Raw genomic sequence first — 20,649 nt, forward strand, 5'->3', positions numbered from 1 at the left:
CAGGGAGCAGCCGCCATGTCGATGATTCTTCGTGAAGGCTTGTCGATCACGCCGCCGCTGCGCGCGGTCGTCGAGAAGCTCTGGGTCAGCGACGGCGCCGCCGCGCCGACGGTGCCGCGCGAGCACACCCTGCCCACCGGCGCGATGAGCCTGGTGCTGCGCCTGTCCGGCCCGCCGCTGCGGCTGTTCGATAGCGCCACCCGGGAGCTGGGTTTGTGCATCGTCGGTGGCGCCCGCGAGCGCCTTTATGTGCGCGCCGGCGCTGCGTCCGGCCGCGCGGTCGGCGCCCAGCTGCGGCCGGGCGCCAGCCAGTGGCTCTTCGGTGTGCCGGCACTGGAACTGGCCCATTGCCATACGCCGCTGGACCAGCTGTGGGGCAGCGCGGCCGAGGCATTGCGCCAGCGGCTGGCGGCCGAGGCCGCGCCGCTGCGGGTGCTGGATCTGTTCGAGGCGGCGCTGCTGGCGCGGCTGGCGACGCCGCAGCCGCGGCTGCCGGCCGCAGTGGCCTTTGCATTGGCGGCCTTCGCCCGGGGGCAGCGCGTCGACGCGGTGGTGCAGGCCAGCGGCTTCAGCCACCGCCATTTCAATGCGCTGTTCGGCGCCGCAGTCGGGCTGACGCCCAAGGCCTTCTGCCGTATGCAGCGCTTCCAGACCCTGCTGGCGGCGCTGGCCGCCGACCCCGCGCGGCCGCTGGCCCAACTGGCCCTGGACGCCGGCTATAGCGACCAGGCCCATATGAGCCGTGAGTTCAGCGGCATCGCCGGACTGACGCCCGGCGCCTACCGCCGCATCGCGCCGGCGCAGATCAATCATGTGCCCATGCCGCAGGCCTGAGGTCAAATTCCTTCAAGCCGGCGACGACGCGGCGCGTTAAGGTGGGTCCCAGATCCACTGCGGAGCCCGCTCATGACCATCAAGGAAGTGTTCGCCCAAGTGCGCGTGCGCCATGCCGCGCAGGCCATCGATTTCTACCGCCGTGCCTTCGGCGCCACCGAGCTGTTTCGCCTGACCGAGCCCGGCGGCCGGGTCGGCCATGTGGAGCTGGACTTCGGCGGCCAGGTGATCATGTTCTCGGACGAGTATCCGGAGATCGGCTGTGTCGGGCCCGAAACGATAGGCGGCACCTCGTTCTCGATCCACCTGCATGTCGACGATTGCGATGCGCTGATCGCGCGCGCCGTCGAGGCCGGCGCCACGCTGATCAGGCCGGCCCAGGACGAGTTCTATGGCGAACGCTCGGGCACCGTGCGCGACCCCTTCGGCCATTTGTGGAATATCGGCCATCATCTGGAGGACGTTACGCCGCAGGAGATGCAGCGCCGTTATGACGCGCTGTTCGGCTCAGGCCAGTAAGGCATCGATGCCGCGCAGAAAGCGCGCCAGCTCGATCGGTTTGGTCCAGTAGTCGTCGAAGCCCTGGGCGCGCGCGGCCTCGATATCGGCCGGCATCGCATTGGCCGACAGCGCGATCACCCGGCAGGCGCTCAGAGCCGGCGAGCGGCGCAGCGCGCGCAAGACCTCGCTGCCGTGCAGATCGGGCAGCTGCATGTCCAGCAAGACCACATCGGGGCGCAGTTGCAAGGCCAGCGCGATGCCGGCGCGGCCGGTGTCGGCCGTGCTCAGCGCCACCGCCGGGCGCAGCGCCAGCAGCTCGCGCACCAGCTGCAGATTGGTCGGGTTGTCCTCGATGCACAGCAGCTTCAGCCGTGCCTGCGCTCCGGCATGCGTCGGCTGCGTCGCCATCAGCGGCGGCAGCTCGTCCAGCGGTGCCGGGCGCGTGCCCTCCTGGTCGGCCGGCAGCCAGATGCGGAACTCGCTGCCGACCCCGGGCTCGCTGAGCAGCTCGATCTGGCCGCCCATGCGCTCGGTCAGCTGGCGCACGATGGCCAGGCCGATGCCGGTGCCGGCGATGCCCTCGAGTTCGGCGCCCAGCCGGTTGAAGGGCTCGAAGATGCGCTGGCGCACCTCCGGCGCCAGGCCGCGCCCGCTGTCGCGCACCACCAGCGCCCATTGCGCCGGCCCGTCTTCGGAGCGGCCGCGCGCCAACGTGCCGACCTCGACCCAACCCTGGGTGCGGTTGTACTTGATCGCATTGGTCAGCAGATTGATCGCCACCTGGCCAAGCCGGCGGCGATCGGCCCGCACCCGGCCCGGCAGCTGCGGCTCGGCCAGGCGCAGCGCGATGCCGGCGGCCTGGGCCGGCGCGGCCACCCATTCCAGCGCCTGCTGGGCCAGCGCCTGCAGCGACACCGGCTCGTCGGCCAGCGGCTGCTGGTCCACATCGATGCGGGCCAGGTCCAGCACATCGTCGATCAGGGCCAGCAGATGGCGGCCGGCCGCATCGATGCGGGCCAGGCGCTCGCTCTGGCGCTCGCTCAGCGGCTCGCTGGCGTCATAGGCCAGCAGCTGGGCGAAGCCGAGCACCGCGTTCAGCGGCGTGCGCAGCTCATGGCTGACCCGGGCCAGGAACTCGGACTGGGTGCGCTTGAGCTGCTCCAGGCGCTGGCTCTCCAGCAGCAGGGCCTGGGCCTGGTGGCGCCCGGTCACATCGACATTGATGCCGGTGCGGTAGCTCGGCCGGCCCTGCTCATCGCGCACGGTGCGGCCGCGGCTGACCAGCCAGTGCACCGAGCCATCGGGCCAGACCACGCGGAACTCCCATTCCAGCACCGCCTCGCTGTCGCCGCGCTTGTAGCGGCCCGAGATCTCGGCCCAGGCGGCACGGTCCTCCGGATGCAGGCACAGCTCGGCCAACTGATCGATAGGGCGCGGATCGGCGGGATCGAGGCCGCGCAGCCGGTACATCACCTCGCTCCAGTAGCTGTGCTGCGCATCGACACGCCGCCAGACGCCGACACCGGCCGCGCTGAGCGCGAACAGCGTGCGCTCGCGCTCCTGCTGCAGCTCGAACTCGACGCCGCGCCGGTCGGTCACATCCAGATGCAGGCCATAGGCGGTGTGCCGGCCATCGCGCAGCTCGTGCCGGGTCCAGCTGTGGACCCAGCGCACCCGGCCCTCGGGCGTCAGCACACGGAACTCGCTCTGATGGCTGATCTCGCCCTGGGTCTCGGCCTCGCGGTATTCGCGCTTCAGGCGCTCGCGGTCCAGCGGATGCACATGGTGGGCCCACCAGAAGGCCTGGCTGGGCGGCGGCTTCGTCGGATCGCAGTGGTGGATGCGGTACATCGGCAGATTCCACTCGGGCCGGCCGTCGTTGCCATGCAGGCTCCACAGCCCCAGGCCCGCCGCCTCGGCCGCCGAGACCATGCGCTCGCGCTCCGCGACCAGCACGCTGAGATCGAGCGAGACGCCCAACAGGCCCAGCAGCCGGCCGGCGGCGTCGCGCTGGGCCACGCGGCGGGTCAACACCGGGCACCAGCGGCCGTCGTCCTGGCGGTAGCGGGCCAGCGTGTCGACGCGCGCCTGGCCCTCTATCGCGGCCGCGCTGGCGCGCCGGACGGCCTCTCGGTCGTCGGGATGGATGCGCTCGCGCACCAGGCCCAGCGCGACACCCTGCTGCGGCGACGGCATGCCGGTGGGGCCGGCGCCATAGGGGTCGTAGCTGATGCGCTCGGTCTGCGTGTCGAGCCGCCAGATCGACAGCCCGGCCAGCTGCACGGCCTGCGCCAGGCTCGGGTCGATGGCCGCCGCCTGCCACCACAGCAGCGCGCCGTCCTCGACCAGCAAGGCCTGACCCTCGAAGTCCGCGCTGCCGAGTCGCCAGGGCCGCACCGCGTCGTCGGGGGCCTGCAGCACCGCCTGCGCCAGCGCCAGCCAGGCCGGGTCGGACGCATCCAGGCCCCCGGCCCATTGCAGCGCCGCCGCATTGGGCTCGCAGCGCAGCGCCGCCGCATCCTGTCGCCAGACGCGCAGCGCCGCTTGCCTTGCCTGACGCCAGAACGCTTCCATCATGGACCATCGATTGTGCTGCGTCCGAGTGTAGCGAGGCCGGGCCTGCTACGCTCCAGGCCCATGTCACCGCACTCTCTTGCTGCCCCGCTGCTGGCCCTGGCCCTGCTGATCGGCGCCGCGCCGGCCCAGGCCGCGCCGCTGACCCCGCAGCGCCTCTCGCCCCATGTCTGGATGTTCGAGGGCCTGTCGGCCGCCGGCAGCCGCGAGAACCGCAACAACATCTCCAACGCCGGCCTGATCGAGACCGCCGACAGCCTGGTGCTGGTCGACGCGCTGGGCTCGCCGGCGCTGGCGCGCGAGCTGCTGCAAGTCATCAAGACGCTCAGCCCCAAGCCGCTGAGCCATGTGATCCTGACCCACTACCACGCGGACCATATCTACGGCCTGCAGGAGTTCAAGAAGGCCGGCGCGCGCATCATCGCCCACCAGGCGGCGCGCGAATACCTGAACAGCGAGACCGCCGCCCAGCGCCTGCAGGCCAGCATCGCCGAAGGCCTGGTCGAGCCCGGCACCACGCTGGTGGCGGCCGATCAGTGGGTGGACCGCGAGACCCGGCTGAGCCTGGGCGGGCTGGAGATCCAGTTGATCCCGGTCGGGCCGGCCCACACGCCGGAGGACCTGAGCGTCTGGCTGCCGGCCGACAAGCTGCTGTTCGCCGGTGACCTGGTGTTCCGCGGCCGCATCCCCTTTGTCGGCCAGGCCGACAGCCGGCGCTGGGTGGCCTCGCTGGACCGCTTGCTGACCCGTCCGGCCGCCGTCATCGTGCCGGGCCACGGCCCGGCCTCCACCGAAGCCTTGCAGGACTTGCTGCTGACCCGCGACTATCTGGCCTATCTGCGCGCCACCATGGGCCGGGCGGCGCGCGAGATGACGCCCTTCGACGAGGTCTATGCTGCCACCGACTGGTCGCGCTACGAGACCTTGCCGCTGTTCAAGCTGGCCAACCGCATGAACGCCTATAACACCTATCTGCTGATGGAGCAGGAGAAGGACTAAAGCGCCGGTCACGCGCTTCTGTTAACTTCCGCGCTCGCTAGAACAAGGGGACCGTCGCATGAGCGAGACCAAAAACAGGCCGCAGCCAGCTGCGGCCGCACAATTACAAGGCATTCGACGCGGCATCGAGAAGGAAAGCCTGCGCGCGCTGCCCGATGGCCGCCTGGCCCTGACCCCGCACCCGCTGGCGCTGGGCTCGGCCCTGACCCACCCCCATATCACCACCGATTTCAGCGAATCGCAGCTGGAACTGATCACCGGCGTGCATGCCGATGTCGAGGCTGCGCTGACCGAGCTGCGCGAGGTCCACCAGTCGGTCTACCAGGTGCTGCAGGCCGAGGGCCAGGAGCGGCTGTGGGTCGGCTCCATGCCCTGCGGCCTGCCGACCGACGAAACCATCCCGCTGGGCCGCTACGGCCACTCCAATGTCGGCCGCGCCAAGAGCGTCTACCGCATGGGCCTGGGCCAGCGCTACGGCCGGCGCATGCAGACCATCTCGGGCATCCACTACAACTGGTCGCTGCCGGGCGTCACGACCGAGCAGTATTTCGGCCTGATCCGCAATTTCCGCCGCCACTCCTTCCTGCTGCTCTATCTGTTCGGCGCCTCGCCGGCCCTGTGTTCGAGCTTTGTCGAAGGCCGCGCACACGAGCTGCATCCGCTGGGCACTCACACCTATCACATGCCCCACGGCACCTCGCTGCGCATGGGGCGGCTGGGCTACCAGAGCGACGCCCAGGCCTCGCTCTCGGTCAGCTACAACAGCCTGGAGAGCTATGCGGCCTCGCTGCAGGAGGCGCTGATACGGCCCTATCCGGCTTATGAGAAGCTGGGCGTGCGCGGCGTCGGCGGCGACTACAACCAGCTCAGCCCCACGCTGCTGCAGATCGAGAACGAGTTCTACGGCACGATACGCCCCAAGCGCGTGATCCGCTCCGGCGAACGCCCGCTGCACGCGCTGCGCGAGCGCGGTGTCGAGTACGTCGAGGTGCGCTGCATGGACCTCGACCCCTTCGAGCCGCTGGGCATCAATGCCCAGACCATGCGCTTCCTCGACATCTTCCTCCTGCACTGCCTGCAGACCGACAGCCCGCCGGACAGCCCCGACGAGATCGCCGCGCTGGCCAACAACCAGCACCTGACCGCCGCCCGCGGCCGCGAGCCGGGCCTGCGCCTGGCCCGCGGCGGCGCCGAGATCACGCTGGCCGACTGGGGTGCCGAGCTGCTGGACGGCTGCGCGCCGATTGCGGCGGCCCTCGATGCGGCCCATGGCGGTACGGCCTACCAGGCGGCGCTGGCCGATGCCCGCCTGACCCTGGCCCAGCCCGATCGCAGCCCCTCGGCCCGGGTGCTGGCCGCGATGGCGCAGGACTTCGGCGACAGCCATGTGGCCTTCATCCGCGCCCAGTCCGAGCAGACCCGCCAGGCCCTGCTGGCCCTGCCCTTCGGCCCCGAGCTGCAGCAGCGCTTTGCCGCGATGGCCGAGGCCTCGGTGGCCGAGCAGCGCCGCATCGAGGCCGCCGATGTGATGGACTTCGAGAGCTACCGCCAGCGCTATCTGGCGCCGCAAAGCCTGTTTGTCTGACCGGCCGCCGGCCAGGCCCGCTCAGGGCTTCAGATAGGCATAGCCCTCGCGCGTCTGCAGCCGCGCCGCCCGTACCACGCCGGAAGGCGTGAACTCGGCGTCCATCACGAAGGCCTTCTTGTCGAGGTTGCGGTTCTTTAAGGTGATCTCGCAGACCTCGAACTTGACGCCGCGCGCCACCAGGGCCGAGACCAGGGGCGCGTAGTCGATATTCGGGTTGTTCTTGTCCTTGGCGCCTTCCATCAGAAAGTCCACGCCCTCGGCATGGGTCACGACGACGATACGGGTGTCGGGCGCCACATCCAGATGGTTGCGGATATTGCGCAAGCCCTTGGTGGCCTGCAGGGCCGCGTTGTCGATGTGATAGACGACCTTGTCGCCCGCAGCGGCGGTCTGGGCGATGGTGAACATGGGCAGGGCCAGCGCCAGGCCGGCCAGCAGGGCGGTTCTTCGGGTGTTCATCGCGGTCTCTCCATCAGTGAATCGGGCATCAGGGCAGGCGCAGCTCGGCCAGTTTCCAATGCAGCAGGCCGTCGCGCCTGAGCACCAGGTCGACCGGCTCCTCGTCCGGCTTGCTGACGCTGAAGACAAAGCGGTCGGCGCCCTCATAAGCCATGCGGGTCTGCAGCGTGCCGGGCGGCTCGCCGGCCATGCCGGTGACGGCGGCCACCGGCTGCTGGCCTTGCAGCAGCCGGGCCAGGCTTTCGGGCGTGATCAGGCTGTCCACCATCGGGCCCAGCAAGGCGCCGGCCACCGCCGCGCCCAGCACATTGGCCGGGGTCGGCTCACCCCGCTCGTTGCGCTGATCGCCGATCAGGCGCGCCCGCACCCCGGTCTTCAGGCTCTGGCGCAGCGCCGGGAAATCGACATAGCCGGCCAGCTTGGCGGCGTCCTGCGCCGCCGCCGCGCTGCGGATCTGGTGCAGGGCCAGATAAGGCGTGGCGTAGAAGCACAGGCCGGCCAGCAGGGCGGCCGCAAGGCTCAGCTGGTGCCGGCGCCGCATCACAAGCTGGCGTTGACGCGCAGCGATTCCAGCCGCAGCGCCAGCGACTGCTCGAGCTCGCTGAGTGTGCGCTGCAGGCGCTGGCGCTCGTCCGCATCGGTCGCCAGCTCGACGGCGGCGCGCAGACGCGCCCGCTCGTGAAACAGCTCGACCTCGGGCGGTGCATAACCGGCGTTCTTCAGGATCTTGAAAGGCATGCGCAGCGCCTCGGGCGTCGCGTGCCAACCCTCATCCTCGTCGAACGGCCGGCCATAGCCCTCGGCCGCGGCCAGTTCGCCGGAGGCGGCGGCCTCGCGCAGCTTGCGGGCAATCTCTTCATCGAGCGTCATCGCGAACCACCTACCTTTCCGACAGGGCCAGCTTGATGCCGAAGGACAGGAACAGCGCGCCGATGCCGCGGTTCAGCCAGCGCGCCGGCCCGGCGCCGAGGCGCAGGCGCTGGCTGGCCAGCGCGGTCGAGACCGCCAGGAAATGGCACCACAGCATGCCGTTGAGGTTGAAGATCGCGCCCAGCAGGATGAAAGCCAGGGCCTTGTGCGGCGCCTCCGGTGCGATGAACTGCGGCACAAAGGCCAGGAAGAACAGCGCCACCTTGGGGTTCAGCACATTGGTCAGAAAGCCCTGGGCGAAGATCTTGCGGTAGGGCAGCGCCGGGGTGAGTGCTGCTGGCGTGGCCGGGCCGGTCTGCTGGCGGCTCAGCAGCATCTGCAGCCCGATCCAGACCAGATAGGCCGCGCCCACCCACTTGATCACGGTGAAGGCCCAGCTCGACGCCGCCAGCAGGACCGACAGGCCCAACGCCGCCGCCAGCACATGCACGCAGGTACCGGCACCTATGCCCAGCGCCGCCGCCGAGCCGGCGCGCCAGCCCTGGGTGGCGCTGCGCGTCATGATCAGGATGGAATCCGGCCCCGGTGCGATATTCAGCAGCAGGCCGGAAATGATGAACAGGGTCAGGTCTTGGGTGCCGAGCATGATGAGCGACTGTAAGCCCTGCGGCAAGGCCGGACGATGGTCATGGCCGCTCCCCCAGCTCGAAACGCATGATGCAGAAGTCGTCCCGCACCTGCTCGTGCAGCTGCGCACCCAGCCGGGCGTAAAAGCCCGGCCCGTCGGTGCCAAAGTAGAGCCGGGGCAGGCCCAGGCGCTGCGCCTCGGCGAGCAGGGCGCGCACCAACGCGCTGCCTATGCCTTCGCCGCGCCGGCCCTGGCTGACCACCATGGCCGCCAGCCAGGGCCGCAGATGGGCGCGCTTCGCGTCATCGTTCTCGATCAGATTGATTGTGCCCAGCAACTGGCCGTCCTCGACGGCGATCAGGCTCAGCGGGATGCGGTCGGGGTCGGTGGCTCTGCGCAGATGGGCGACCAGATCGGCCACGCTGTAGCCACCCTCGACCTCGCGCCAGAACTCCTCATAGATCAGCCGCGCCACCGGCTCGATCAGCCCGGGACGCTGGTACAGAGGCAGTATCTCGAAGCTCATGCGGGCCGCAGTCCCTGGCCATGGCTGACATCGGGCTGCGACTCGTCGGGCAGCGGCGTGGCCGCATCCCAGTCCTGCAGCACCGCCTCGGCGCGGGTCTGGTCGGCCTCGTCCACCACCAGGCGCAGCAGGCCGCAGGCCGGCAGCTCACCGACCCCACCCAGCAGATGCTCGCCCAGCAGCCAGGCCTCCAGGCCCTGCTGCCGCAACAGGCCCAGCAAGAGGTGGCCCTCGATGGCACTGTCCAGCTGGCGCAAGGTGATACGGCTCATGGCGAGCCAGCTTACCCCAGCCCGCTCCGGCCAGCACGCACAATAGACTGGACACCATGCTCCACACCGCACACACCGCGCCGCTGCAAACCCTCTGGGCCTGGCTCGCCAGCTGGGGCCGGCTGCTGCATTTCGGCGCGCGCCTGCTGGTGCTGGCGCTGGCGCCGTCGAGCTACCGCCGCTCACAGCGCCAGTTGATCCTGCGAACAATCTATCTGGCCACCGCGCCGCTGCTGCCGGGCTTTGCGATCGCCTCGGCGGTCGCCGCGCAAATCGTCATCCGCATCGTGCTGGCCACCGCGCTGAGCTATGGGCTGAGCCGCTACGCGCTGGACGTGCTGGTGCGCACCCTGGTGCTGGAGCTGATCCCGCTGTCGGCCGCGCTGTTCGCCGCCGTGCGCTACACCTTGCCGGCCGCCGAGCAGGTGCGCCGCCAGCGCCAGCAGGGCCTGCACAAGGCGGCGCTGGCGCGCGGCCTCGACCCGCTGCGCGACGAGGTGCTGCCGCGCGCGCTGGCCGGCATGTTCGCCGCGATCACGCTGACCCTCTTGAGCAGCTTCATCACACTGGTGCTCAGCTATCTGGCCGTCTACGGCTTCAGCGGCTGGGGTGTCGAGGGCTTCACCCGCACCGTCGGCCAGGTGTTCAGCCCGGTGATCGTGCTGATCTTCGGCCTCAAGACGCTGCTGCTGAGCCTGGCCGTGGCCATCATCCCGATGGTGCCGCTGGCCCGCGAGGAAAGCCTGGCCGGCCGCGCCGACATCGCCCGGCTGGCGCGGCTGCTGGCCGTGGTGCTGCTGATCGAGCTGCTGTCCCTGGTGGGCAACTACTATTGAGCCATGACGGACAAGCAAGACCTGCCCCCCAGCGACGCCCCGCCGCCGGTTGCCAACCTGGACCTGAAGGCCCGGCTGCTGCTGCTGGCCGTGGCCCTGCTGCTGGCGGCGGCGGTGGCCTATGTGCTGTATGCGCGCGGCGCCTTCGAGCGGGCCCAGACCCTGGTGCTGGTGGCCGATAGCGCCGAGGGCGTGGTCGTCGGCATGGATCTGAGCTTCGCCGGCTTCGCGATCGGCCGGGTGCGGCGCATCGAGCTCTCCGATGCCGGCAAGGCCCGCATCGTCATCGATGTGCCGCTGAAGGACGCGCGCTGGCTGCGTACCAGCAGCGTGTTCACGATGGAGAGCGGCCTGGTCGGCGCGCCGCGCATCCGCGCCTACAGCGGCATCCTGGCCGACCCGCCGCTGCCCGACGGCGCCGAGCGCGAGGTGCTGATCGGCGACGCCGCCGCCGAGATCCCGCGCCTGATGGCCGGCGTGCGCGATCTGCTGGCCAATCTCAGCGCCATCACCGCCGACGATTCGCCGCTGAACAACACGCTGCGCAATGTCCAAGCCACCACCGCGCGCCTGAACGGCCCGGGCGGCGCGCTCGGCGCGCTGATGGGCGATGAGCAGGACGCGAAGAAGATCATCCAGACCCTGGACCGGACCAACACGCTGCTGGCGCGCCTGGACGGCCTGGTCGCCAAGGCCGACAGCCAGGTCTTCGGCGAACAGGGCCTGGTGCGCGACAGCCGCGCCACCGTGGCCCAGCTCAATAGCCTGCTGGGCGAAGCCCGCGCCAGCCTGAAGAAGGTCGAGGCCATCCTGCAGGACGTGCAAGGCATCACCGGCAACACCCGTGCCGCCACCGAAGACCTGGGCCAGCTGCGCGCCGAGGTCGAGGCCAGCCTGCGCAAGGTCGAGCAGCTGCTCAACGAGGTCAACCGGCGCTGGCCCTTCAAGCGCGACACCGAGATCAAACTGCCATGAAGCGTCTCGGCCTGGTCTGTCTGATCGCGTTCTTGGCCGGCTGCGCGAGCGGCCCGCCGCCGCCCGACTGGCAGATGAATGCCAAGAGCGCGCTGGAGCGCGCCACTGCGGCCTATCTGGCCGGCAACAGCCGGGTCGCGGGCCTGGACTTCGAGCGCGCCCGCGCCGAGCTGGCCCGCACCGGCCGCGCCGACTTGCTGGCCCGCGCCCTGCTGACCGAATGCGCCGCGCGCGTGGCCAGCCTGGAGTTCGACGACCAGTGCCCCGGCCTCGCCCCGCTGGCCGCCGATGCCGGCCCGGCCGAGCGCGCCTATGCCGCCTATCTGGCCGGCAGCAGCGACGTTCAACAGCAAGACCTGGCCCTGCTGCCCGAGGCGCAGCGCCAGGCCCAGCCGGCGGCCATCGCCGACCCGCTGGCGCGGCTGGTGTCCATGGGTGTGCGGCTGCGGCGCGGCGAAGCGGTCGATGCGGCGCTGGCGGTGGATACCGCCTCGGCCCAGGGCTGGCGCAGGCCCTTGCTGGCCTGGCTGCATCAGCAGCTCAGGCAAGCACAGGCGGCGGGGGATGCGGCGGGCGCCGAGCGAGCGCGGCGCCGCATCGCGCTGGTGCTGGGCCCCCAATGAGTCGCGGCATCATGGGCAACTGGCTCGGGGCAGCAGCGGTCTTGGTGCTGGCAAGCAGCGGCCTGCGGGCCGAGCCGACGCCAACACCCTATGGCTTTGCCGGGTTGAGTCTGGACACCACGGCGGCACAGCTGCGCCAGCGCTACCCTCAGGATGCGACGGGCAGCAGCTACATGACGCTGCCGTCCGAGCGCTCGCACGATCACATCTACAGCATCCAGATCGCCAGTCCCGATGGCTCGGGCCAGGGGCGGCTGCGGCTGGGTTTCGAGCGCCCGGCCGTGCAGGCCGCCGATGGCAAGGTCCTGAGCCCGGCGCGCCACCCGCGCTGCGACCAGCTCAGCACCAGGCTCAAGGCCCTGTACGGCCCCCCCGACCAGGTGCATGAGTACATCGAGGGCGACACCGACGGCTATCGCACCCGCATCCTGCGCTGGCAACAGGTGCTGCCGCAGCTGGCGCCGGCCCAGCGCGTCGAACACCTGGTGTTGCAGTGCGGGCGCAGCAAGACAGCGCGCTGGTTTCAGGCCGATGCGCTGGAGATCTCGCGCCATCTGCGCTAACTAGACGGCCCCGGCGCTGTCGTTGGCGAGACCTGACCCCACCCAGGATCGTCTTGTTGGCAGGACGGACAGGACGACATCTGCCTCGGAGGGCGCCTTCGCCCCAAAGGGTGATTCACCGACGTCGGGTTGCACCGGACACTTCTGTCTCCGGCCGATCCGCGCCCTCGAAAGCGAGCCCCTCATGATGATGAAACGCCTGCTGCTGCCTGTTGTTTCTCTTCTTGCCAGCCTGAGCCTGCTCGCCTGTGGCGGTGGTTCGAGTTCCGATGCCGAAGAGCACCAGCGCGCCGTCGCGCGCGCCAATGCCAAGGAGGCCGAGGCCCGTGCACTGGGCAGCGACTCGCCCTGCGAGCGGGTGCAGCAATGTGCCACCTTGAGCTATCTGCAGCCGAGCACGCCCTGCCCGAACTATCTGTACCAACCCTATTCCCTCACTGCCCCGACGGCCGTCGCGGCCAGCGCGGCCGCCGCCGAGCAACGAGCGCTGGCCAGCCAGGCCAATGCGCTCGCGCCGCCCTCGAACATCGCCTGCCCGGCCGCTGTCAATCCGGAGCCGCTGCTCGCCTGCACGGCGGGGCGCTGCCGGGCGGCTTCGTAGGCAAGCGTGACGCGCAGCGCCGGCCGGCATGGCAGTCCATCTCAACGGAAAGTAGGGCCGAGTGTCCAGCTCCCATATTGCAGAACCGAGCGTCCATCGAGGTATGGGTGAGCGCCCCGCCAGCCCACGGCTCGCAGGCGTTCTTGAGGGCAGATCTCGATCTAGAAATTTTGGCCCTGCCCCTCGGATCTAACTGCGCCTATCCGAAAGTGGGAGACCTGAGCCCGCCGCTTGACTCCGCCCGTTACGCCTTCATGAAATCGCGCTTGCTGGCAGGTTCAAAGAACATTTGAAGCTGACCGTGGTTCGAGATAAGACCAAGCGCATCTAGCCAGACAACGACAGCGAAGTACCGGTAACTGTAGAACCCCTGTACTGTTTGGTTTCCCTCCGCTGCCTTGTACCTATTCAGCATCCATGCCAATGCCTCCAATTCCAGCCTCAGCGGGACGGTGAGCGTGCCAAGTTCCTCCGTCAATGCGGCGGCCTTATCGGTCCAATGCCACTGCTCCCAATCTGGAGCAAGAGGATCGCGTTCTCTTCCGTCATTCACCTTTAGAGTGCCAAGCGCGGATATCAGTTCAAACATCGATCTCGGCCGCTTGACCAGTAATCTGAACTTATCTTCAGGCAGTTGGATAGGCTCGGCAAGCAAGGAATCAACTCGAATCGCCACAGAAGACATGACGCGCTGCATCTCCTCTAGGCCCGATTGGTGCCGCAAAACCTCAGTTTGCTCCTGTGCATGCTGAACCTGTCTCGCCTGCAAGATGATGGTGAACAAGATGCCCAAGAAGGCGAGCAGCGAGAAAATCGGATTCAGCGTCCCGCCCATGAAGTCGCCGAACGTGCCCCAATCACCTCTGCTTGTCGAAAGCTCCCAATCGCCCGTCCGATAGGAAAAATTGAAGACATAGGTGCACAGGGCAGCTGACCTGCCCGGTTTCTCCGAGACATTGATTTCTAGGAAGATGGCTCCCGCCCAAAGAGGAGCCCATGAAGAAGAGTCGATTCACGGAAGAGCAGATGGTCGCGATCCTGCGCGAAGCGGACCGCACCACGGTGGCCGAGGTAGCCAAGAAGCACAAGGTCAGCGCACCCACGATTTACGCCTGGCGCAAGCACTTCGGCCAGTTGGACGTGGCTGACGTCAAGCGACTCAAGGCCTTGGAGCTTGAGAACAGCCGACTCAAGAAACTGCTGGCCGAAGCGGCGCTGGACAACGCGATCCTGAAAGAGATCAACGCAAAAAAATGGTGAGCCCGCTGGCTCGGCGAGAGCAGCTTGCCTTCGTGCGCGCACGGGGCTTGAGTCTTCGCCGGGCTTGCGGGCTGATCGGTATGTCGCGTGCCACGCCCAGCTACAAGCTGCGGCTGCCTGCCAAGGATGCACCGGTCCTCGCGGCCATGAAGGAACTCTCGGCCCAGTACCCGCGCTACGGCTATCGGCGCATTCGCGTGTTCCTGCGCCGCAAAGGCTTCGAGCTGAGTTGGTCGCGAACGCATCGCCTGTGGCGCCAAGCGGGCCTGCTGGTGCCCAGGAAGCGCCCGCGCAAGCGCGTCGCGTCGGTGCGGCCACGCATCCACACACCGTTCAAGGCCAACATGGTCTGGGCGTATGACTTCGTCTTCGACACCACCGCCTGCGGCCAGCAAATCAAGTGTTTGACCGTCGTGGACGAGTACACCCGGGAGTGCCTGGCCATCGACGTAGCAGGCGCCATCCGGTCCAAGCGCGTGATCGAAGTCTTGTCGCGCTTGGTCAGCCTGCACGGCGCGCCGCTGTTCATGCGCTCGGACAACGGGCCGGAGTTCGTCAGCCAGGCAATCCTGGAGTGGATCTCGAGCGCCGGCATCGCTACCGTGCTGAACGATCCCGGCAAGCCCTGGCAGAACGGCACCGACGAGAGCTTCAACGGCAAATTCCGAGACGAGTGCCTGTCCATCGAGTGGTTCCGCTCGCGCCGCGAGGCCGCCGTGATCATCGAAACCTGGCGCCAGCACTACAACGAGGTCCGCCCTCACAGCAGCCTGCAATACTTGACCCCGGTGGAGTTCAAACAGCACCTCCGCCGAGACTTGCAACCCGCCGTCTTCTAGGAATAACTGTCTCGATTAAGCCGAGCAGGTCACAGCCAGCAAGGCTACGAATCCAATCCCAGCCAAAACGAACAGGCGCTTTGCCAGGTACTCAGCTAGATTGAACTGCTTCTCTTGCATGGTTGACCCTCCCAAGTATGGCGAATCAGTTTAAGCACGGATCAGCGCGATATCTCGCGGTCGAAGATGTAGGCGAACATCGGTTGAAAGCAAACGGGGGAACTGAGGGTCAGGTCTCACGTACTGCAGAACCAAACGTCTACCGGGATTTGGAGATCTGACCCGCCCGTGTGACCCAGACCCTGGAAGCCTGTCCCCGCCGGCCATCACTAGCATGTGACGGGCCTACCGGCCGAGCGCCGTATACCAATCAGGACCCGCCAGCAATTTCCCCGCCTGATCGATGTGTGTCCAATCTCTTGACCTCAAATATGCTTCGCAAAGCAGTCCGACGTCCGTTTGACGAAGCTCGACAGGCAATGCGTTCCAGAGCTCCGGGTCGTTATGGGCCAAGCCGTAGAAAGCCGCGGCTAGTTGTTTCCACTTGCTGTTCTGTTCGACCCACAAGTTATGCGCAAACAGCGGTGCATCGTTCATTGAGTCTCCTTGCCGATGAGGCGCTAGTGGTGGTGACTTCGGACTCTCCCTGGATCAAGAGTCAGGGCTAAGGGTCTGCGCGAGCTGAGGATCAGGTCTCAAACTGCAGAACCAAACGTCCATCGGGAAGCGGGCGGTCTAACCCCGCTCGCTTGAAAACCGCGCGTATCGTGCCGCCACTCACAAGCCTTCTTGTCATCTCAGACCGCTACCGCGCAGCTTGGCGAGAAACCGCCCCATATGCGGATCACTGCGCTGCAGCGGCACCTCGTCAAAAGCAAACCAGCGCACAGCCTCGAACTCGCCCGCATCGAAACGCGGCAGCGGCGCATGGCGGTCGCCTTGCAGGACGTACCAGAGCGACACGTCCTCATGGCCGGCGGTCAGGCCGACCGTGGTGGTGCAGGTGAGAAAGCGCGGCGGGCCGACCTCGGACTCGTCCAGCACCAAGTCCAGCTCCTCGGCCAGCTCGCGCGCCAGGGTACGGCGCGGCTGCTCCAGCGGCTCGACATGGCCGCCGCTGGGCAGCCACAGGCGGGCGTTGCGGTGGTCGACCAGCAGGATGTGCCCCTCGTCCACCAACGCGAAATAGGAGACCAGATGACGGGGCGGCGTGGCCGGCTTGGCGATGCGGCACAGCGGCGCGCCGCTGTCCACCCAATCCAGCATCTGCGCCAGCTGCTCCCGCTCCAACGCATCCCAGGGCTTGATTGACAGCAGCTCGGCGCGTATCTGGGCGCGGTGCTGGGCGGCGGGCGCCGGGTCCGCGATGCTCATCGGTGGAATTCAGCGTCCGCCGAAGACGGTCCGCTGGACCGCGAGGATGTGGCTCAACTGTGCCCCCGAGTCGCAAGAATTTCGTGATACCTGGAGTTCGACATGCCGCGCGCGGCCTCGTGCGCGAAGCTATGGCTCTCGCCTTCGGCAAACGACAGGGTCGGTCTTTCGCTACTTGGTCCAAATTGAATGCTGACCGACAGCCCGAGGGTCTCGCCATACGCGGCAACTTCATTGGATAGTTGTCCTATAGCGGGTGGTTCTTCGGATCCGTCAGCCTCGTACAGATCTAGGTATCTACTGAAGACGGGCCAATCAACTTCAGCCCACACCCCCCAGCCGTAATAGCCCGGCTGATCGGTGAAGTTAATCGGCAGCAGGCAACGGATGAAATATCGCTCACCAAATTGGCAGAGGTCACTGGTCCACTTGGCGTGCTGGTCGCGCTCAGCCTCCGGAATTTCCCAGACGACATCCGGCAAAGTGAACGCCGTGTCCGCAGAAAGGCCGCCATGTGACTCTCCGCAAACGGCACAGACGAAGGTGGTAGTCGAATCAGTCATGAGCAATAACGTGTTGTCGGTCAATTGTTTGCGATTCTTGCTCAAGACCTGAGCACCCATCCGCCCGTACCGCCCCGCCTCTCATTCCCCCGCTTGTTTGTAATTCCCGTCGCCCGCGCCAGCAGCCGCTGGGCATCGGCTTCAGTACCACAGCGCGCCAGCACGGCCTGCAGGCGCCGCGCCTGGTCGTCGCGCATCTGCATTTCGCCGGCCTCTTGATGCGCCCCCCCCCGCCGAAGCCCGGCCGGACGGCCTGACGTTCTGGCTCGCGGCCAAGATGGTTCAAGGACGATGGGAAGAAGCCGAACCAAGTCGGCTTGATGACCGCCCGACCCTGTGCATGCGGGAAGTCGCAGCGCCGCGACAAGAAGCCCAGGCGCCTGGCAGAACTGCAACCGTCTGCAACTGATCGTCAACAACTCCGATTGAAATGGCGGCTGACTGGTGGGAGGGCTGATCCGGCAGGGGGAAAGCCCGCTAACGCCACTGCCGGCAAGACTTCAGGGCCAGGCACAGCAGCCGGCATTTGCCTCAGGCGGCACGCCCGCACGGCACCGAATGCGGTGCTATTTCACGAGTCAGAAGACTGTGCGTTCCTCGCCATTCATATCCGCTTACAAGTCGACATCAGCCCAGACACGGGCACTGACACCATCTCGCGCAGTCGGCCGGCCGTCGTCGCCTGGCAGACGACAAAGAAGAAATAAACAAAGCGATAGCTAACGGCGGGATGGCTTTCGGTCGCCTTTCCCTCGTTGTCAGCACCACCGTGGGAATTGAACATGAACAGCAAGACCAACAGCGCCGTGGCCGCCGGCCCGCAACGGCACGCGCCTCGTCATCCGTGGGTCACGTCGGCCCTGCTCATCGCGCTTGCCACCGCGCTTGCGGCATGTGGCGGTGGCGGCGGTGGCAGCGAGACCTCGCCGCCTGCGGACGCGCCGCCCATCGGTGGGTCGCCGGCGCCCGAACCTCCAGCCTCCGCGCCGACGGTTGAGCCCGTGCTGGAGCCCGCACCGGTGGCCGCGCCGGTGGCCTTGCCCACGCCCACGCCGGTGGCAACCCCGACCCTCCCGCCCGCGCAGCAATTGCCGGTCGGCAGCATCGACCTCAGCAAGCCGGGCGTGGCGGTGAAGGTGGCCGCGGCGACCTCGTCGGCCGTCGAGGGCGCCCACACGGCCGCCCTGGCCATCGACGGCAGCAAGACCACGCGCTGGTCCAGCGCCGCAGACGATGCCGCGTGGATCCAGTTCGACTTTGGCGCCAAGACCCAGCTGGGCTATCTACAGCTGTCCTGGGAGAACGCGCACGGCAAGGAGTACGCGCTGCAGGGCTCGGACGATGGCCAGACCTGGTATCAGATCCGCTACGTGGTGGGCGGCAAGGGCGGCACCGAGGAGTTCTTCAACCTTAACGCCCATGTGCGCTATGTGCGACTGCAAGGGGTCGCGCGAGCCACGCAGTATGGCTACTCCTTGTTCGAGGTGACATTCAAATCGCCGGGCAGCGACAACTCACTGCCGGTGCTCGCCACGGCGGCGTTGCCGTTTCCGGCCAACGGGGCCGCACTCGCGCCCCCGCCCGCCGCGCAGGCACCGCTGGAAACGGTGCAGTTCTCGCTGCCCGATGGCACCCTGGTCACCCGCTTCGGCATGGTGGGCCGCTCCCGCCACGCGCGCGAGCGTGGCGAGGACTGGAACGAGATCGGCTACGGTGTCAACGAGACCGTCGACGCGACAGGCAAGCCGCAGGACAAGGGTCCGGGCGCCCACCTGAACTTCGTCGCCAACTACTTCAAGAACCGCACCTGGGGCGTGGAGTTCATCGACAACAGCCGGGTCGCCGGTGTCACCAAGCCGACCATCGTCGTCAACCAGTATTACCAGCAGGCACAGCGGGGCGGCGGCCACTCTTTCTTCCGGCGCTTCGACGAACCCGGTGTGACGGGCTATGGCTGGATGTCACCCGGAGAATTGCTGGACCGCTCGACCTACACGGCAGGCTTCAACGATGTGGCCGCTTGCGCCATCGTCGCAAAGCCGCCGCAGGACGCACTGCTCAATCCGAACGGCGGCTACAAGGGCGTCAAGGGCGCCAACGACGGCTGCAGCGTCGTGCTCGACAGCTATCCCGGCCACCGGGCGCTGGCCGCCAACGCCAACGGCGTGATGGCGCCGAACGGCGCCAGCGTGGCCTCGCGTGCGCTGAAGGTGGGCGACGCGATCGAGTTCACCGGCTCGTTCTTCTCGACCCGCGCGGCGATGGACGCGATCGGCGACAGCGGCGCCTTCCGCTACTACACCAACGAGGTGACCTATGTGGTGGGCAGCGGCCTGCGCCCCTGGTACGGCGTGCAGCCACGCCTGATGAACGCGCCGCTGCCGGAGGACACCCTGCAGGGCGGCCTCGGTTCGGTGTCCTATGACTACGCTGACAACGCGAGCTTTATGTTCCAGCAGCCGAACAACCAGATCGGCATGCAGAACATGCAGCGCTTCATGGAAGGGCGCCGCTGGATCCACACCCATATGTGGACCGGCGATCACAACGAGAGCGGCAACGACCGGAACCAGGCGGGCGTCGGCCTGCAAGGCCCGCGCTTCAACCAGGCCACCTGCTTCGCCTGCCACATCGGCAACGGCCGCAGCCTGGCGCCGAGCGCGATCAACCAGCGGCTCGACACGATGGCGGTGCGCGCCGCGACGACCGACGCCAGCGGGCAGCAGGTGCCGCATCCGATCTACGGCATGGCCGTCCAGATGAATGCGCGCTCGCTCGCCACCGGCGCCGCGCAGGACTGGGGCACCGGCGTGCGTGTGGCGGGCTTCGACCTGAAGACTGTGACGCTGCCGGACGGCACCGCGGTGACGCTGAGCAAGCCCAGGGTCGCATTCGACGGGCCGACGCCCAGCGTGTTCTCGCTGCGCAGCGCCCAGCCGATGATAGGCATGGGCCTGCTGGAAGCCGTCTCCGACGCCGAGATCCTCTCGCGCGTGCGCAGCACGCCTGACGCCGATGGCGTCAAAGGCCAGGCCAACTACGCCTACGACCCGGAGACCGGCGCGGTGAAGCTGGGCCGCTACGGCTGGAAGGCCTCCAAGGTCAGCCTGCGCCACCAGGCCGCCAACGCGGCCCTGCTCGACATGTCGGTCACCAGCCCGGTCTACCCGAACCGCGATTGCCTGATGGGCCAGTGCGCGCCGGCCAAGGTCGAACGGGGCCTGTCCGAGGACGACCTGACTCTGATCACGCGCTACCTGGGCCTGCTGGCCGTGCCGGCGCAGCGCAGCGTGGCCAGCGGCTTCCCCAAGGGCGTGGCCCCGCTGCCCTACCTGGACGTCAATCCGACCCAGGTGGCCGCAGGCGCCAAGATCTTCCAGAACAACCGTTGCACCGCCTGCCATGTCAGCGAGATGAAGACGGGTTCAGGATCCGAGTTTGCCGAGTTGCGCAACCAGATCATCAAGCCCTACACCGACCTGCTGCTGCACGATATGGGGGCAGATCTGGCCGACAACCTGGTCGAGGGGCAGGCGAGCGGCAGCATGTGGCGCACGCCCGCGCTCTGGGGCATCGGCTACACCGAGCGGGTCGCCGGCAATGCCGGCAAGGTGGGCTATCTGCATGACGGCCGGGCCCGCACGCTGACCGAAGCTATCCTCTGGCACGGCGGCGAGGCAACGGCGAGCCGGCAGCGCTTCGAGGCCCTGTCCAAGGCGGACCGCGAGGCCTTGCTGGCCTTCCTCAACTCGCTGTGACAGCCA

General features: G+C 67.9%; 22 protein-coding genes. 11 read left to right on the forward strand and 11 right to left on the reverse strand.

The window, feature by feature from the left end; all coding sequences use genetic code 11:
- The first annotated feature begins 15 nt into the window (after nucleotides 1-15).
- On the forward strand, nucleotides 16-834 hold the full coding sequence (locus O5M90_RS15255; RefSeq protein ID WP_269839410.1) for an AraC family transcriptional regulator: 819 nt from the start codon (nucleotides 16-18) through the stop codon (nucleotides 832-834).
- Between the two features lie 72 nt (nucleotides 835-906).
- A complete protein-coding gene (locus O5M90_RS15260; RefSeq protein ID WP_137945479.1) occupies nucleotides 907-1,353 on the forward strand; it encodes a VOC family protein in 447 nt (148 codons plus the stop codon).
- Here O5M90_RS15260 and O5M90_RS15265 read toward each other — a convergent pair.
- Nucleotides 1,342-3,912, reverse strand: coding sequence for a hybrid sensor histidine kinase/response regulator (locus O5M90_RS15265; protein ID WP_269839411.1), 2,571 nt, complete (start codon nucleotides 3,910-3,912; stop codon nucleotides 1,342-1,344). The genes O5M90_RS15260 and O5M90_RS15265 overlap by 12 nt on opposite strands.
- Nucleotides 3,913-3,972: 60 nt before the next feature.
- Here O5M90_RS15265 and O5M90_RS15270 point away from each other — a divergent pair, with 60 nt between their 5' ends.
- A complete protein-coding gene (locus O5M90_RS15270; RefSeq protein ID WP_269839412.1) occupies nucleotides 3,973-4,908 on the forward strand; it encodes an MBL fold metallo-hydrolase in 936 nt (311 codons plus the stop codon).
- 58 nt (nucleotides 4,909-4,966) lie between these two features.
- Entirely contained in the window at nucleotides 4,967-6,493 is a 1,527-nt protein-coding gene (gene gshA / locus O5M90_RS15275) for a glutamate--cysteine ligase (RefSeq protein ID WP_269839413.1), read from the forward strand.
- 21 nt (nucleotides 6,494-6,514) lie between these two features.
- Here the strand turns inward: gshA and O5M90_RS15280 are convergent, their stop codons facing one another.
- Genes O5M90_RS15280 through O5M90_RS15305 form a run of 6 tightly spaced genes read right to left on the reverse strand, consistent with a single transcriptional unit; the run spans nucleotide 6,515 to nucleotide 9,251 of the window.
- The gene (locus O5M90_RS15280; protein ID WP_137945483.1) at nucleotides 6,515-6,955 is read right to left on the reverse strand and encodes a DsrE family protein; all 441 of its coding nucleotides are present in this window, start codon (nucleotides 6,953-6,955) and stop codon (nucleotides 6,515-6,517) included.
- Between the two features lie 28 nt (nucleotides 6,956-6,983).
- The gene (locus tag O5M90_RS15285) at nucleotides 6,984-7,496 is read right to left on the reverse strand and encodes a DUF2939 domain-containing protein (protein ID WP_137945484.1); all 513 of its coding nucleotides are present in this window, start codon (nucleotides 7,494-7,496) and stop codon (nucleotides 6,984-6,986) included.
- On the reverse strand, nucleotides 7,496-7,825 hold the full coding sequence (locus O5M90_RS15290) for a DnaJ family domain-containing protein (protein ID WP_269839414.1): 330 nt from the start codon (nucleotides 7,823-7,825) through the stop codon (nucleotides 7,496-7,498). Before O5M90_RS15290 ends, O5M90_RS15285 begins: the two co-directional genes overlap by 1 nt.
- A 10-nt stretch (nucleotides 7,826-7,835) precedes the next feature.
- On the reverse strand, nucleotides 7,836-8,471 hold the full coding sequence (locus O5M90_RS15295; RefSeq protein ID WP_269839415.1) for a LysE family translocator: 636 nt from the start codon (nucleotides 8,469-8,471) through the stop codon (nucleotides 7,836-7,838).
- A gap of 40 nt (nucleotides 8,472-8,511) precedes the next feature.
- Nucleotides 8,512-8,979: a GNAT family N-acetyltransferase gene (locus tag O5M90_RS15300; RefSeq protein ID WP_269839416.1), complete on the reverse strand. Its 468-nt coding sequence runs from the start codon at nucleotides 8,977-8,979 to the stop codon at nucleotides 8,512-8,514.
- A complete protein-coding gene (locus O5M90_RS15305; protein ID WP_262968707.1) occupies nucleotides 8,976-9,251 on the reverse strand; it encodes a putative signal transducing protein in 276 nt (91 codons plus the stop codon). Before O5M90_RS15305 ends, O5M90_RS15300 begins: the two co-directional genes overlap by 4 nt.
- A 56-nt stretch (nucleotides 9,252-9,307) precedes the next feature.
- Between O5M90_RS15305 and O5M90_RS15310 the strand changes: the two genes are divergently transcribed.
- The 5 genes from O5M90_RS15310 to O5M90_RS15330 all read left to right on the forward strand — a co-directional run bounded on the left by O5M90_RS15310 (nucleotide 9,308) and on the right by O5M90_RS15330 (nucleotide 12,849).
- Complete coding sequence (locus O5M90_RS15310; RefSeq protein WP_269839418.1) at nucleotides 9,308-10,087, forward strand: MlaE family ABC transporter permease; 780 nt, start codon at nucleotides 9,308-9,310, stop codon at nucleotides 10,085-10,087.
- Between the two features lie 3 nt (nucleotides 10,088-10,090).
- Nucleotides 10,091-11,062 (forward strand): MlaD family protein, encoded by a 972-nt coding sequence (locus tag O5M90_RS15315; RefSeq protein WP_269839419.1) that lies wholly within the window; start codon nucleotides 10,091-10,093, stop codon nucleotides 11,060-11,062.
- Nucleotides 11,059-11,685 (forward strand): hypothetical protein, encoded by a 627-nt coding sequence (locus tag O5M90_RS15320; RefSeq protein WP_269839420.1) that lies wholly within the window; start codon nucleotides 11,059-11,061, stop codon nucleotides 11,683-11,685. The genes O5M90_RS15315 and O5M90_RS15320 overlap by 4 nt, the downstream gene beginning before the upstream one ends.
- An 11-nt stretch (nucleotides 11,686-11,696) precedes the next feature.
- The gene (locus O5M90_RS15325) at nucleotides 11,697-12,248 is read left to right on the forward strand and encodes a hypothetical protein (protein WP_269839421.1); all 552 of its coding nucleotides are present in this window, start codon (nucleotides 11,697-11,699) and stop codon (nucleotides 12,246-12,248) included.
- Nucleotides 12,249-12,432: 184 nt separating this feature from the next.
- Entirely contained in the window at nucleotides 12,433-12,849 is a 417-nt protein-coding gene (locus O5M90_RS15330) for a hypothetical protein (protein ID WP_269839422.1), read from the forward strand.
- A gap of 244 nt (nucleotides 12,850-13,093) precedes the next feature.
- On the opposite strand, the gene O5M90_RS15335 is transcribed toward O5M90_RS15330, so the two are convergent.
- On the reverse strand, nucleotides 13,094-13,684 hold the full coding sequence (locus tag O5M90_RS15335) for a hypothetical protein (protein WP_269839423.1): 591 nt from the start codon (nucleotides 13,682-13,684) through the stop codon (nucleotides 13,094-13,096).
- Between the two features lie 161 nt (nucleotides 13,685-13,845).
- On the opposite strand from O5M90_RS15335, the gene O5M90_RS15340 reads away from it, so the two are divergent.
- Nucleotides 13,846-14,948 (forward strand): IS3 family transposase gene (locus O5M90_RS15340; protein ID WP_269838922.1). Its coding sequence is split into 2 segments (ribosomal slippage): nucleotides 13,846-14,104 and nucleotides 14,104-14,948, totalling 1,104 coding nucleotides; the frame shifts between segments, so codons are not numbered across the junction.
- Between the two features lie 345 nt (nucleotides 14,949-15,293).
- Here O5M90_RS15340 and O5M90_RS15345 read toward each other — a convergent pair.
- The 3 genes from O5M90_RS15345 to O5M90_RS15355 all read right to left on the reverse strand — a co-directional run bounded on the left by O5M90_RS15345 (nucleotide 15,294) and on the right by O5M90_RS15355 (nucleotide 16,930).
- Nucleotides 15,294-15,545 carry a hypothetical protein gene (locus tag O5M90_RS15345; RefSeq protein ID WP_269839424.1) on the reverse strand — a complete coding sequence of 84 codons (252 nt, stop codon included), beginning with the start codon at nucleotides 15,543-15,545 and terminating at the stop codon, nucleotides 15,294-15,296.
- A gap of 195 nt (nucleotides 15,546-15,740) precedes the next feature.
- Complete coding sequence (locus tag O5M90_RS15350) at nucleotides 15,741-16,322, reverse strand: NUDIX domain-containing protein (RefSeq protein ID WP_269839425.1); 582 nt, start codon at nucleotides 16,320-16,322, stop codon at nucleotides 15,741-15,743.
- Nucleotides 16,323-16,375: 53 nt separating this feature from the next.
- The gene (locus tag O5M90_RS15355) at nucleotides 16,376-16,930 is read right to left on the reverse strand and encodes a DUF2199 domain-containing protein (protein ID WP_269839426.1); all 555 of its coding nucleotides are present in this window, start codon (nucleotides 16,928-16,930) and stop codon (nucleotides 16,376-16,378) included.
- Nucleotides 16,931-17,667: 737 nt separating this feature from the next.
- Between O5M90_RS15355 and O5M90_RS15360 the strand changes: the two genes are divergently transcribed.
- Complete coding sequence (locus tag O5M90_RS15360) at nucleotides 17,668-20,643, forward strand: di-heme oxidoredictase family protein (RefSeq protein ID WP_440402147.1); 2,976 nt, start codon at nucleotides 17,668-17,670, stop codon at nucleotides 20,641-20,643.
- Nucleotides 20,644-20,649 lie beyond the last annotated feature (6 nt).

This window comes from Paucibacter sp. M5-1, from assembly GCF_027498415.2.
Taxonomy (GTDB): domain Bacteria; phylum Pseudomonadota; class Gammaproteobacteria; order Burkholderiales; family Burkholderiaceae_C; genus Roseateles_E.